The following is a 13,637-nucleotide window of genomic DNA, read 5'->3' on the forward strand; positions in this document are numbered from 1 at the left end:
TGACTCCTCCGGCAAAGCGGAAGTTTATCACTTGTGCGTTATAACGGACAAATGCTACGGTACCTGTACGCTATAACGCACGAGGTGACCATGCGTCTGTTTTCTATTCCTCCACCCACGCTACTGGCGGGGTTTCTGGCGGTATTAATTGGCTACGCCAGTTCAGCGGCAATAATCTGGCAAGCAGCGATTGTCGCCGGAGCCACCACTGCACAAATCTCTGGCTGGATGACGGCGCTGGGATTGGCAATGGGCGTCAGTACGCTGGCTCTGACATTGTGGTACCGTGTGCCTGTTCTCACTGCATGGTCAACGCCGGGCGCAGCTTTGCTGGTTACCGGATTGCAGGGACTGACACTTAACCAAGCCATCGGTGTTTTTATTGTCACCAACGCGTTAATAGTCCTCTGTGGTATGACGGGATTATTCGCCCGTCTGATGCGTATTATTCCGCACTCGCTGGCAGCGGCGATGCTGGCCGGAATTTTGTTACGCTTTGGTTTACAGGCGTTTGCAAGTCTGGATGGTCAGTTTACGTTATGTGGCAGTATGTTGCTGGTATGGCTGGCAACAAGGGCCGTTGCGCCGCGCTATGCGGTAATTGCCGCGATGATTATTGGGATCGTGATCGTTATCGCGCAAGGTGACATTGTCACAAATGATGTTGTCTTTAAACCCGTTCTCCCCGCTTATATTGCCCCTGAATTTTCGTTTGCTCACAGTCTGAGCGTTGCGCTCCCCCTTTTTCTGGTGACGATGGCATCGCAAAACGCACCGGGTATTGCGGCAATGAAAGCGGCCGGGTATTCGGCTCCTGTTTCGCCGTTGATTGTATTTACTGGATTGCTGGCGCTGGTATTTTCCCCTTTCGGGGTTTATTCCGTCGGTATTGCTGCAATCACCGCAGCTATTTGTCAAAGCCCGGAAGCGCATCCGGATAAAGATCAACGTTGGCTGGCAGCTGCCGTTGCAGGCATTTTTTATTTGCTCGCAGGTCTTTTTGGTAGTGCTATTACCGGGATGATGGCTGCCCTGCCCGTAAGTTGGATCCAGATGCTGGCAGGTCTGGCGCTGTTAAGTACCATTGGCGGCAGTTTGTATCAGGCGCTGCATAATGAGCGTGAGCGAGACGCGGCGGTGGTGGCATTTCTGGTAACGGCAAGTGGATTGACGCTGGTCGGGATTGGTTCTGCGTTCTGGGGATTAATTGCCGGAGGCGTTTGTTACGTGGTGTTGAATTTAATCGCTGACAGAAACCGATAATAAAAAGCGCCATCTTACGATGGCGCGGCTGGAATTACTTTTTGTTAACGTCAAACATAGTGGCATCGGTCGCCATGTCATCAATAACTTGCTTAATATTCTCGAAAGCCATTGGCGTACTTTCATTATTCAGGTCTTTACCTTCGCCCTGACGAACGACTTTGATAACCGGTTTATTAGTAGCTGCATCAATCAGCTCACCTTCAAAATACAGGCGAGTATCCATGGTACGGTGGCCCGTCGCCATTTGCGTCCCCGCGACCACTAATGCGACAGGAACCACTTCATAGAATTGCAGCCCTTCTTTGCTGGTATCTACACCGGTAATGGCCCCACGGAAAATCAGACTACGCGGCCCAGCGGTGGTAACCAGTGGTTTACGCTGCGCAATCGCTTCTTTCATTTCGGTGTTGGTATAACTCAAAATTTTATCCAGAACTTTCTGCCCTACCTGGGTAGATGGTTTCGGTACCGGATAATAAGTGATTGGGTTCCAGACGATGCTGTCATATTTACTTTGATCAAAACTCGGGTCTACCCAACGTAAAACAGGTTTACCTGTTGCTGAGGTTGTTTCTTTTAAATCAGAGTAATTGTTTAAAAAACCAGAATATTTATCTGGCTGGGTGATTTTAGAGGCACAACCAGACAGAGCCAACAAGCCGCATAAAGCTGCAACTTTCGCAATTGATGTGGTACGCATGAATAGTTTCCTGAGATGATTATATTACTTTCTAAGTTATAGCAAAAAGCGCCGCTTCGTGTTGTGGCAAAAAAAGTGTTGGTGAAAATAAATTTTTCAGCCCCTTTTCAGACGACATAGTCAATGCCGAAAAAGGGGCTAAGTCAATCATCAGTAGTTAAATATCAGTGCGTTAAGCTGATGAAAAACTTCGACTACCGTGATTAATTTCACATCCTTTTGATTAAAAATATGCTTACCGAAAAGAACAACGGTTAACCATCTCAACGCGGGGCATTTTCACGCGCCTTGTTCTACCGGGTCATTTTTTACGTGCCAGCATCGTGGCGAAACGCAGTTTAATCCGATCACCGTTGGCGTCGGTGCGGTGCAGCTCGCCGACGTCTTCATTGTATTTCACCATCTCCCAGCCTTCGTAATATCGACGTAATTCTCCCTCTTTGAAGGCAAACGGGAAGCCGACGGTACATGGATAATCAGCGGTATCCATCGCCGCCACAATCAGGTTGTAACCGCCAGGTTTAGTGCAACGTTGCATATTGGCAATCAGCCCAGGGATGGTTTTAGCCTCAAGGAACATCAGCACCACAGTCGAAAGAATAAAATCGTATTGCCCATCAAACGTGAGGTTATTCAGATCAACGACCCGGGTATGTAAATTATCCAGATTTTCAATGGATTTAATGCGCTCGACGTTGGCGATACTCATGGCATTTTTATCCCATGCGTCAACTTCATAACCATTGGCTGCCAGGTAAAGACTGTTACGACCATTGCCACAGCCCAGATCCAGCGTTTTACCGGGTTTAACCACTTTCACCGCTTCCAGTACTTCAGAGTGTGTGCGGGTTAATTCATACTTATCAGTAAAATAGTTTTCGTCACGAATGATCATTCTTTGTCCTCAGCTTTCATTAAAACGGCGCGCTCGGTTCTGATTAACAATTTCCCCTGCATCAGAAGCGCGAAAGTTCGGATGAGCAGTATTGCAATTATAAAATTGGTAAAGATAAACAGCGGCACCGCCAGGGTATGGAAAAATCCATTATCGCTGCCACTCCCCAGATGCAAACCGGTGGTTGCCAGTGCGGAAACGCCGAACGAGAAACTCCAGAATGAAGCATTAAATGGCTGGGAGAGATACCATGGCATCAGACGTAGCATAAACAGCAGTTGCAGCAGCCCATAACCGAAAAGCATTTTCGCCAGCGTGTCACCCTCGCCGCCGTTGACGCTCAGCCAGGCACTACAGGCCACCAGCGCAGGAGCGAGCTGAATGCCGAGTGATGTCCGCAGCGCCGTGGGTAATTCTCCCGAACTGCGCAGACGCTGCAAGATCACCGGTTCCAGGCTTAACCATGAGAAAACGCCTGCGCCTAAAAACACCAGACCGGCGTCGGTGTAGCCCAACGCACCACAGGCCATTGCGCTGATAAAGTTGTTGGCAACTGTCGGCAGATACAGTCCAGGCGTGGTAGCTTCTTCAGGGTGTGATCCGCGCCATAATCCCGCAGTTTGCCAGGCGGCATAAGCCAACTGAACCACGACACCAAAACTGAACAGGCACACAGCCAGTGGGCGAAACCACGGAACAAAACCAATCGCTACCAGCATCGTCGTTGCAGGAAACAAACTCACAAAACTGCTCATCACTGGATGGCGCACTTCCGCCAGCACGCTATGCGGAAAGCGTATGAGTCGGGTAATAAATGCGCTAGTCAATAATCCCCAGATGATCATCGCCAGAATTACCAGCCCATCCCCTAACCAGTGGCTGACCTGCCAAACCTGGCTGGCATAGCGCCAGGCAAATCCCATCCCTATCGTCCCCAACACAATACCAAAGTAGCCTGCCGGCAAATTGAGCACTTTATCGCTCTGCATCTTCTTACTCATTTTGTTTAATTTATAAAGTATATTTGAAATACATTTTATGGAATTTTCTCGAGCATAGCCAGAGCCGCAGAATTTGCTACGGTTATAGTAAGTCACCTGTGGGAAAACGCTATGCGCAAATATCGTCTAAGTGAAGAACAGCGAGCCTTTAGTTATCAGGATGATGGCACTAAAAAAAGTGTGTTATTACGGCAAATTATCGCCATGAGCGATTTTAACGATGTGATAGCAGGAACCGCTGGCGGCTGGATCGATCGCGAAACGGTGTTAGCACAGGAAGGAAATTGCTGGATTTACGACCAGAATGCTATTGCGTTCGGCGGAACGGTGATTTCCGGTAATACGCGTATCACCGGCACCAGCGTCCTTTGGGGAGAGGTTTACGCAACGGATAACGTCTGGATCGATAATAGTGAAGTCAGTCAGGATGCATATATAAGTGACAGTGTCACCATTCGTGACTCATTAGTTTGCGGTCAATGTAGAATATTTGGTCACGCCTTAATTGATCAACATTCTATGATCGTCGCCGCGCAAGGCTTAACCTCCGACCATCAACTCCTGCTACAAATTTATGATCGCGCAAAGGTTAGCGCCTCGCGTATTGTCCACCAGGCACAAATTTATGGCGATGCCGTCGTCCGGTATGCTTTTATTGAACATCGCGCCGAAGTTTTTGATTTTGCCAGTATTGAAGGTAATGAAGAGAACAACGTCTGGCTATGCGATTGCGCTAAAGTCTACGGTCACGCGCAGGTGAAAGCTGGCATAGAAGAAGATGCCATTCCGACAATTCATTACAGTTCGCAGGTAGCGGAATATGCCATTGTGGAAGGTGATTGTGTGTTAAAACATCATGTCTTGATTGGCGGAAAGGCAGTGGTACGTGGCGGACCGATTCTGCTCGACGAACACGTTGTAATACAAGGTGAGAGCCGTATTACAGGTGCGGTGATAATTGAAAACCATGTGGAGTTGACCGACCACGCCGTCGTTGAAGCCTTTGATGGCGACACGGTTCATGTCCGTGGTCCAAAAGTCATTAACGGCGAAGAGCGCATTGCGCGAACGCCGCTGGCAGGGTTATTGTGAATCGATAATACGCGCGTATAAGTTCACATCATCATAGGCATCATTCAGGAACTCAGCCTGTTTCAGGCAACCTTCAAGGATAAAACCATTGCGCAAAGCGACCTGGTTGCTTTGCGCATTATCCACCCGACATTTGATCACGAAGCGTCTAAGTTCACCAGACTGAGCGTAATGATGAATCAATGCCTGCAGCGCCTGAGAAATGATCCCCTGCCCCTGATGAGATTCGTCCAGCCAGTAGCCGATTTCAGCGGTTTTATTCAGTGGTTCAATACGATTAAACGAGATAACGCCGATAAGTTGATCTTCTTTGAAAATCATGAACATTTTGGCATAGCCGCGTTGATGCAACATTACATTGCCCTGCACCGTTTTTCGCGTGTCCTCTTCACTTTGAACAAACTGCGGCCAGTTTAGCGACTGCTGTAACCAGGTTCTATTTTTACAGATTAACTGATAAAGAGGTGTGACATGACTTTCTGCAACAGCATGTAATTCAAGTGATTCACTTACTTTTATCGTTTCAGCCATCTTATCTCCAGTCAATCCATGCAGTTGTTAAAAAAGCCGCCTGGCTGGCGGCTTAGGAAAGTTTACACCTCTTTGACGCTCTCCTGCTGCAGGATTTTGAGCATCTCATCTTTTAACTGTAGCTTTTGTTTTTTCATGCGGACCACTTCCGCATTGTATCCTCGACCGTCGGAACCTTCCTTTCTGGCAATTTCATGATCAAGTTTATTGTGTTTATCGAACAAGGACATAAAGCGAGGATTTTCGTTTTTCAGACGGGATATTAAATCTCGGTATTCTGGAAACATACGCACTCCCTGTTAGTGGCTGACAAGGTGTATCTGAAATACACACTATCAGATTACTCATTTAACTTAGGGAAAAATGCGAGCGGGATCGTGTTTAACCAGACGGCACCTCCCGAAGAAGGTGCCGAAGAAAAAACGATTAACTCATCACGCGGTCGTCAACATACTGACGTTTATCCGGCGCTGGCGGGAAATACTGATACAGCCATGTTTCACTGATAGCGTCCCCCTGACAACGCAGATACATCCGCATATCGACCGGATCAGTGGAGTCCGAAGTCGGATACCAGTCAAACTGAATACGATAACCATCAATGGGTTCAATATAGAGAATTTCGATTTGCTTCGCTTCCCCACTAGAAAGCGTAATCACCGGCTCAATGCCTTTTGGTGCGGCAGCTTTCAGATCACCACCAACGAAATCGACGGCAAAACGACGCGCCCATTTTTCGGGATAGTGTTCACCAGGCGCCCAACCTTCCGGGAAACCGCCCATGCCGGTACGCGTTGCCATAACGCGCGCTAATGGGCAATGAACAGGCGGTTGCGCACTCCAGTACAGACGATACTGGAATGCAAACTCATCACCCGCTTTTACAGCTTTTTCTGGCTGCCAGAAGCAGACAATGTTATCCAGCGTTTCGCCCGTTGTTGGGATTTCCATCAGGCCGATGGTGCCCTTACCCCACTTGTTACGCGGTTCCACCCACAGACTTGGGCGTTTGTTATACCAGCCCATAATGTCCTGATAATGAGAGAAATCACGATCCAGTTGCAATAAACCAAACCCTTTCGGGTTGTTGTCGGTGTAAGCATTGAACTGCAATTTTTGCGGATTATTCAGCGGACGGCAAATCCACTCGCCGTTGCCCCGCCACATGGACAGACGATCAGAGTCATGGATTTGCGGATGAATGGTGTCGCACATCCGACGTTCATTAGTGCCGCAGCTGAACATGCTGGTCATCGGCGCAATGCCCAGCTGTTTAATGTCTTTGCGCGCATACAGGTGATTTTCCACATCCATAATCACCTGACTTTTCTCACAATGGATAGTGAACTTATAGGCACCAGTAATGCTGGCGCTATCGAGCAACGCATAAACGGTAAAGGTGGTTGCCCCCGGTTTTACCGTATCAAACCAGAAGGCGGTAAAGTCGGGGAACTCTTCTTTACTGTCGGTGTAAGTGTCGATCGCCAGGCCGCGAGCCGACAAACCGTATTGATATGTATCATCAACCGCGCGGAAATAACTCGCACCGAGGAATGATACGACATCACGGCGCGCCAGTTCGGGGGCTTTAAACACGCGAAAACCGGCAAAACCGAGATCGCTTTGCCCTTCTAATTGTTTGGTATCAACACCCGCATCGTTGTATTTGAACAACTCCGGGCGAAAGTGAATTTCACGCGCCAGATGTGTTGCGGGATCAACAGAAAACATACGAACGCGGCGACGGAATCCCATTCCCATATGGAAGAACTGAGCGTCCAGTTGACGGTTCTCAACGTTATGCCAGAGCGATTTTTCGGCGTCGTATTGAATACTGTTATAAGCCTGCGGCGTCATTGTCGCCAGAGTGTCAGGTAACGGACGCGGCGCACCACGCCACGCGGTTTGCGCTAAGTCGTGCGCCATTGACTGTAGAATGGAGAAGTCAAAACGCTGGGTTTGCCCGTCGGCAATATCAGAATCTGCCGCGAATGCCGCCTGAGAAAAAAGAGAAGCAATGCCGCTGGTACCGCACACGGCGGCCATAGCCATTGAACCTTTAATAAATCGTCTACGATCCATACCTGAAAGTGAGTCCTTCTGGTGTTGTGAATGGTCCCGCGCTGGTCGTTTTCAGCGGCAAGAAAGTGCTTATTTATGACCGCTCACTCTAGACAATATTTATTAATAATCCAATTGTTGAACTCAGAGAATATGCATTAATCGGCAATTTTTTTATGTCGATGGGATGAGCCTGATTCGTTTGTAAAATCAGGCAAATTTTTGCAAAGGCGGATGGTCAGAATTTAAAGCAAACCACAGCGACGTTTACTGCGTTCTTCCGCTTCCTGATAAAGCTGGAACTCATCCAAAACCGGGCAGCCCAACGCCTGCTCAAATGCTTCGCGACTGGCATTACCGTGACTGCGTGCCTGCGTTTCATTACCCAGATTTGACTGGAAGATCCCCGCCGCGCTAACGGGCAAGAAATCTTCATAGGTAATGGGTTGCGCCACTATCCAACCACGTTCAATTAAGGGCTGTGGATCGTCTCCGGGATGAATCGCCTGACGATGCGCCTCACCTGAAGGCGTCAGACGGTACCGGAACCATGCCAACCCTTGCTGACGCATTAAAAACTCACTGTCAGGAAAAGTGCGGAAGGTTTCCTGTAAATGCATTTGGTGAGTGAGATTATCCTGCCCGGTTCCAGCGTTCCGCAGTAAATCATCATACAGTTGTCGTCCTTTCGGCGTTAATGCCACGCCACGCTGCTCTATTTCACCAAAGCGCGCGGTATGCGTGCCCTGTTTCTGCCCCGCAAACAACACCGTCTCTTCCAGTGCTTTAAAGCTGGTCTGGCGTAGTAAAATCGGTACCTCGCGGCGCGGTGGCCCTTCGATCAGAATTTTGGGTTCAATTCCGCATTCAGGCATCATCGACTGCACCCGGTCAATATCCAGCGTGCGTGGCGTCAGGTGGTTGATATGGCATCCAGGAAAACAGACCACATCAGCAATCAGCCGATGTTCGTTATGCAAGGCGCGATAGGTTACTTCATCCACCGTTGCTGACTGGTGCCAGCGAAACGTTTCCAGGGCTTCCTGCACAAACTCCTGTGCCTGTGTTTCGTTAAAACCGCCCCGCTGCTCATACTCCTCTAACAGTTGTCGACAACGTGGGGTAAAGATATCGCGCTGACATAGAATCTCCGCCGCTTTCTGACGCAAGATTTCGTTCTCGATAAGCTCAAGGCGGAGTAATGAGGTAAAAATGCGGAAGGGATTACGCGCCAGAGAAGCATCATCAATGGGCCGAAATGCCGTGGAATGTACCGGCACGCCCGCCTGCGAGAGATCGTAATAGCTCACCGGGTACATCCCCATAATGGCAAACATCCGCCGAAGAGTAGCAAGCTCTTGTGCAGTCCCAACGCGAATTGCCCCATGACGTTCAACATTCAGTCGCGCCAGCTCGTCTGCATTTACCATTTTTTCGTGCAGTTGAGGATTGTTTTCCAGCACAGCCAGATTCACATCAGCTACCAGTTCCAGCAGCGTGCCGTACTGCGGAACTTCTTGCTGGTACATGGCTGACATTGCCTGCGAAAACTGTTCCCGAATCTCATCCGCCGTGATGCTGTTCGCCATAATGTCTGCCTCCATTGGTCAGTAATCTGGAGTGTAGGTAACCACATTCACTCTGGCGGGAAGAATTTACAAACTGTGATCTCGCCGCGAAAACATCAATATTATCCATTTTCCTGTAACGCAATTGCTTTAATTGTTAATAATATTTTGCAATCAAGTTATCATAATCAAACAACTTCACTTGTCAGCGACACCGCTTCGTTTTTAACATCGCTTATGGAAAAAAATAGTCTGTTTAGTCAGCGCATCCGTTTGCGCCACCTTCATACATTCGTAGCTGTTGCACAACAAGGAACTTTGGGGCGCGCAGCTGAAACCCTTAATTTGAGTCAACCTGCGCTCTCCAAGACATTGAATGAACTAGAGCAATTGACAGGTGCTCGCTTGTTTGAGCGTGGTCGTCAGGGGGCGCAACTTACCTTACCCGGCGAACAATTTTTAACTCATGCAGTCAGAGTTCTTGACGCTATTAACACTGCCGGACAGTCGCTTCATCGTAAAGAAGGTCTTAACAATGATGTCGTCAGGGTAGGTGCATTACCTACCGCGGCGCTGGGGATATTACCTTCAGTTATAGGTCAGTTTCATCAGCAACAAAAAGAGACGACCTTGCAAGTTGCGACAATGAGTAACCCTATGATTCTGGCGGGTTTGAAGACCGGCGAAATCGATATCGGGATTGGTCGAATGTCAGATCCCGAACTGATGACCGGGCTTAATTATGAATTGCTGTTTCTTGAATCGCTGAAGTTGGTCGTTCGTCCCAATCACCCACTGCTTCAAGAGAACGTAACGCTAAGTCGGGTGCTGGAATGGCCGGTCGTTGTATCACCAGAAGGTACTGCACCACGCCAGCATTCAGATGCATTAGTGCAGAGCCAGGGCTGTAAAATTCCTTCGGGCTGTATCGAAACGCTGTCTGCTTCGCTATCTCGCCAGCTTACGGTTGAATACGACTACGTGTGGTTTGTTCCATCTGGCGCTGTAAAAGACGACCTGCGTCATGCCACGCTGGTGGCCCTGCCTGTTCCGGGGCATGGTGCAGGCGAACCGATCGGAATATTGACCCGCGTAGATGCGACGTTCTCTTCCGGTTGCCAATTGATGATTAACGCTATTCGAAAATCAATGCCGTTCTGAAAAGTAAGGGATCTTTCGATCCCTTCTTTGATATTTTCACGCTGTTGCGAAACTAACAGACTCACCAGCTCCGCGTGGTTCTGCCAACACAGAATGTTTGTTCAGGCGGAAAACGTCTACCGCCTCAGTTAATCGTGCAGCCTGTTCTTCAAGGGATAGCGCCGCCGCAGAAGCCTCTTCTACCAGAGAAGCATTCTGTTGCGTCACCTTATCCATTTCGGAAATCGCCTGGCTCACCTGCGTTATGCCTCTACTTTGTTCATCCGAGGCGGCGGCAATCTCCTGCATGATATGTGTGACACTCGCGACGGCATCAACAATCGTGCTCATGGTTTTCCCTGCCGTTGCCACTTCAACCGACCCCAGATCAATTAACCTGACTGATTCACTGATCAAGCCTTCAATCTCTTTCGCCGCCTGGGCGCTGCGACTTGCGAGTGTCCGTACTTCGCTGGCGACAACGGCAAATCCACGTCCTTGCTCACCCGCTCGCGCGGCTTCAACGGCAGCATTCAGCGCTAGAATATTTGTCTGGAAAGCAATGCTGTTGATGACGGCGGTGATCTCGGAAATTTTCTTTGAACTCGTGGAGATTGCTCCCATCGTTCTAACTACACCGGAAACCGTCTCCCCGCCATCGCTGGCTTTAATGGAAGCCTCTTGCGCCAGTTTGCTGGCATGATGCGCGTTATCCGCATTCTGTTTCACCGTCGCAGTGAGTTGCTCCATGCTAGCGGCAGTTTGTTCGATTGCCGCCGCTTGTTCTTCGGTGCGAGATGAAAGGTCCGCATTGCCAGCGGAAATTTCGCTGGTGCCACGATAAATCTCTTCCGCGCCCTGTCGAACAGTCCCGACTGTCATCCCCAGTGAATGCTGCATTTGCTGTAAATGATGACTTAAGCGACCGATTTCATTACGACCCGCCGGTTCATCATTCATCGTCAGATCGCCACTGGCAATTTTTTCAATCCGTTGTGCGGCATGTTGCAGTGGACGAATGACGATCCGACGTAGCACCATAAATGTTATCAGCGTCATGACCACGGCAAGCACAAACGCGCCAATCATAAACATCACACCCAGGCGGGTACGCTGATGGGCCTGTTCCGCCAGTTGGTTGGCTCTGGTGCTACGTATCTTAACGGCTTTGTTCAAAATATCGGTATAAGCATTATCCAGCGGTCGGATCTGCTCACTTTCATGATTGATAATCGCTTCAAACATGCCATTTTTGGCATATTTCAACATAGGTTGCATACCCGTGATATAAGCCTGGAAACGTTGATTTAATTCAGCGTCGAGAGCTTCATCAGCAGGTGTTTTCACCGGCCGACTCTGGTAAGCCCGATAACCTTGCTGCGACTGTTTAATCTCCGATTCGGCTTGCGCAATATTTCGCTTCATTGCTTCCATTTCCGCAATACGACTCGCCGCCCCGGCCTGAATCATATTGATCCGGGCCGAACGCAAAAAATCTGAGCTGTTCGCTAACCCGGTCCGAATCTCAATCTCCGCAGTCACATCACGCTGATCGCGATCGGCCTGCCAGAGGAAATAGCCAGCCAGGGCTGAACTCAAGGCAAACAGAAGTAAGATACCGCCAAGAATGCAGGCAAATAACGGAACCAGCCTGATGTGATGCAAAAAACTTAATCGCTGTGAGGGAGTTGTATTCATTACCGTTGTCTCTCGTCCAGGTTTACTCCTGATAGAAAGTCATCGGCACTTGACGGTAATTACTTATGACCAAAAACCTCTTTGCGTCACATTTTTACAACAATTATGGCAGAGAAGAATAATGCCATTGGAATGAAGAGAGTAACGAACGGCTAAACCGAATGACGAAAAATTCTGGAAAACAGCACGCAATTTCGTCAAGTGATTATTTTCGTCCCTAAGGAAACCACATAGGATGCCTGCGGGTGCCTGAGACTTTCTGTTTTCAGGCTAACCGGGAATCAGAAAGACGAAGGCCCCGACCGATATTTCTATCAACCGAGGCCAACGAATGAACCAAGCAATTCAGATGTTAGCCTCTTACCCGCCATCCGGCAAGGAGAAAGGCTATGAAGCGCAACCCTCTGGTGGTGTGTCTGCTCATTATCTGCATTACGATTCTGACATTCACACTCCTGACCCGACAAACGCTCTACGAACTGCGGTTCCGGGACGGTGATAAGGAGGTTGCTGCGCTCATGGCCTGCACGTCCAGGTAAGGGCAAGCGCGGGGATTTTCCCCGCGCATCTGACTAGCAGATTCATTTTCTCATGGCACCCCTTTTATACTTCAGTTAGTGCATGTTTTTTTCGATGCACTAATAGAACCATCATTACAGACAAATTTGCCGCCTGCTGTACAGTGAGAGATCCCCCCTTTCGAACCAGAACAGGGTTTGCGCCCGGCATCGGCATAAAAGGAAACAAGCGTTCCCATAAACAAGATAAGTGCCAGTTTTTTCATATAACCTCCATGATTTATCGAATCTTATGTTCGATTTGAACATTATACGCTGGTTTATTTTGATACCGTGATGAGATCAAAGATCGGGTGAATTGATTAAAGATAAGCCAGATGGACGTATGGACAAGGATTATGGTTTTATTTGTCATACAAATAAATATAATAGGCGCTTCCGATGTAGGCCCGTACTCTTCGCCTGTACCGCGGGTCGGTTTTAGTACAGGCGTTTTCTTTAAAGATCCTTCAGGAACGTTTACGCGGCATCATGCGTAGAAGTGTGTTGTCCTTCCAGAAATAGTGGTGTGCCAGTGCAGCTGCAGCGTGCAACCCGATGACAAAATATCCCAGATTCGCCAGCGTCTCATGCCACCACTTTAAGCTATCAACCCGTTCGAAATTGGCCTCTGCTGCGTAAGGCATTGTCATACCAAACGCAAACCACGGGTTGCCCCGGTTATACATCATGACCAAACCAATCACTGGCAGCGCAATAAACAGGAGATAGATCACCAAATGTCCCAAATGTGCCAGTCCCGTCATCATCGGTTTTGGTTTAGGTACAATCGGCGGAGTCGGGTTTTTAAGCCTTAACAAAAGACGAACAACCATCAGCACGAGAATTGAGATGCCACAGGAAACATGAATCATGTTGATGAGCGGCCGATCGCTACGTGGGAAGAAACCACGAAACTCCATTGCGCAATACGCTGCGATAACCAACAAAAAGACCAGCCAGTGAATGCTGATTTGTAACCTTGAGTATTTATTTTCCATAACATTTCCTGCTTTAAAACAATTTGCCGTTAACATAACGAGCTTTTCTTAAAATTTCATTAAATATTGTTCACCCGTTTTCAGTACGTTACGTTCCACGGCAAGAATGTAGATTGCCCATCCCGCC

At 48.7% G+C, this 13,637-nt stretch carries 15 protein-coding genes; 4 read left to right on the forward strand and 11 right to left on the reverse strand.

Annotated elements, in window-relative coordinates; translation table 11 throughout:
• Positions 1–51: 51 nt before the first annotated feature.
• A complete protein-coding gene (ydcO, locus tag FQ015_RS20935; RefSeq protein ID WP_072039601.1) occupies positions 52–1,263 on the forward strand; it encodes a BenE family transporter YdcO in 1,212 nt (403 codons plus the stop codon).
• Between the two features lie 34 nt (positions 1,264–1,297).
• Here the strand turns inward: ydcO and FQ015_RS20940 are convergent, their stop codons facing one another.
• The 3 genes from FQ015_RS20940 to tehA all read right to left on the reverse strand — a co-directional run bounded on the left by FQ015_RS20940 (position 1,298) and on the right by tehA (position 3,850).
• On the reverse strand, positions 1,298–1,966 hold the full coding sequence (locus FQ015_RS20940; RefSeq protein ID WP_001261032.1) for a DUF3313 domain-containing protein: 669 nt from the start codon (positions 1,964–1,966) through the stop codon (positions 1,298–1,300).
• A gap of 301 nt (positions 1,967–2,267) precedes the next feature.
• The gene (gene tehB, locus FQ015_RS20945; protein ID WP_039020859.1) at positions 2,268–2,861 is read right to left on the reverse strand and encodes a tellurite resistance methyltransferase TehB; all 594 of its coding nucleotides are present in this window, start codon (positions 2,859–2,861) and stop codon (positions 2,268–2,270) included.
• The gene (gene tehA / locus FQ015_RS20950) at positions 2,858–3,850 is read right to left on the reverse strand and encodes a dicarboxylate transporter/tellurite-resistance protein TehA (protein WP_001376850.1); all 993 of its coding nucleotides are present in this window, start codon (positions 3,848–3,850) and stop codon (positions 2,858–2,860) included. Before tehA ends, tehB begins: the two co-directional genes overlap by 4 nt.
• 123 nt (positions 3,851–3,973) lie before the next feature.
• On the opposite strand from tehA, the gene ydcK reads away from it, so the two are divergent.
• Positions 3,974–4,954 (forward strand): YdcK family protein, encoded by a 981-nt coding sequence (ydcK, locus tag FQ015_RS20955; protein ID WP_160524455.1) that lies wholly within the window; start codon positions 3,974–3,976, stop codon positions 4,952–4,954.
• Here the strand turns inward: ydcK and rimL are convergent.
• From rimL to hglS, 4 genes are all read right to left on the reverse strand, one after another.
• The gene (gene rimL, locus FQ015_RS20960; RefSeq protein ID WP_160524456.1) at positions 4,946–5,485 is read right to left on the reverse strand and encodes a 50S ribosomal protein L7/L12-serine acetyltransferase; all 540 of its coding nucleotides are present in this window, start codon (positions 5,483–5,485) and stop codon (positions 4,946–4,948) included. The two genes, ydcK and rimL, sit on opposite strands and share 9 nt — an antisense overlap.
• A gap of 62 nt (positions 5,486–5,547) precedes the next feature.
• Positions 5,548–5,772 (reverse strand): YdcH family protein, encoded by a 225-nt coding sequence (locus FQ015_RS20965; protein ID WP_001296778.1) that lies wholly within the window; start codon positions 5,770–5,772, stop codon positions 5,548–5,550.
• A 139-nt stretch (positions 5,773–5,911) separates the two neighbouring features.
• Complete coding sequence (gene opgD / locus FQ015_RS20970; RefSeq protein ID WP_000375956.1) at positions 5,912–7,567, reverse strand: glucan biosynthesis protein OpgD; 1,656 nt, start codon at positions 7,565–7,567, stop codon at positions 5,912–5,914.
• Between the two features lie 224 nt (positions 7,568–7,791).
• The gene (hglS, locus tag FQ015_RS20975) at positions 7,792–9,135 is read right to left on the reverse strand and encodes a 2-oxoadipate dioxygenase/decarboxylase HglS (RefSeq protein WP_160524457.1); all 1,344 of its coding nucleotides are present in this window, start codon (positions 9,133–9,135) and stop codon (positions 7,792–7,794) included.
• A gap of 216 nt (positions 9,136–9,351) precedes the next feature.
• Between hglS and FQ015_RS20980 the strand changes: the two genes are divergently transcribed.
• Complete coding sequence (locus tag FQ015_RS20980; RefSeq protein WP_000414564.1) at positions 9,352–10,275, forward strand: LysR substrate-binding domain-containing protein; 924 nt, start codon at positions 9,352–9,354, stop codon at positions 10,273–10,275.
• Positions 10,276–10,311: 36 nt separating this feature from the next.
• Here FQ015_RS20980 and trg read toward each other — a convergent pair whose 3' ends face one another.
• Entirely contained in the window at positions 10,312–11,952 is a 1,641-nt protein-coding gene (gene trg / locus FQ015_RS20985; protein ID WP_039020855.1) for a methyl-accepting chemotaxis protein Trg, read from the reverse strand.
• A gap of 389 nt (positions 11,953–12,341) precedes the next feature.
• Here trg and hokB point away from each other — a divergent pair, with 389 nt between their 5' ends.
• Positions 12,342–12,491 carry a type I toxin-antitoxin system toxin HokB gene (gene hokB, locus FQ015_RS20990; protein WP_001309484.1) on the forward strand — a complete coding sequence of 50 codons (150 nt, stop codon included), beginning with the start codon at positions 12,342–12,344 and terminating at the stop codon, positions 12,489–12,491.
• On the opposite strand, the gene yncP is transcribed toward hokB, so the two are convergent.
• From yncP to cybB, 3 genes are all read right to left on the reverse strand, one after another.
• Complete coding sequence (gene yncP / locus FQ015_RS24410) at positions 12,469–12,537, reverse strand: hypothetical protein (protein WP_212591405.1); 69 nt, start codon at positions 12,535–12,537, stop codon at positions 12,469–12,471. The two genes, hokB and yncP, sit on opposite strands and share 23 nt — an antisense overlap.
• Positions 12,538–12,562: 25 nt before the next feature.
• Positions 12,563–12,736: a periplasmic protein gene (locus tag FQ015_RS20995; protein ID WP_000731833.1), complete on the reverse strand. Its 174-nt coding sequence runs from the start codon at positions 12,734–12,736 to the stop codon at positions 12,563–12,565.
• A 243-nt stretch (positions 12,737–12,979) separates the two neighbouring features.
• Positions 12,980–13,510, reverse strand: coding sequence for a cytochrome b561 (cybB, locus tag FQ015_RS21000; RefSeq protein WP_039020854.1), 531 nt, complete (start codon positions 13,508–13,510; stop codon positions 12,980–12,982).
• Positions 13,511–13,637: the final 127 nt, after the last annotated feature.

Source organism: Escherichia sp. HH26CH (genome assembly GCF_009820205.1).
GTDB classification, from domain to species: Bacteria; Pseudomonadota; Gammaproteobacteria; order Enterobacterales; family Enterobacteriaceae; genus Escherichia; species Escherichia coli_F.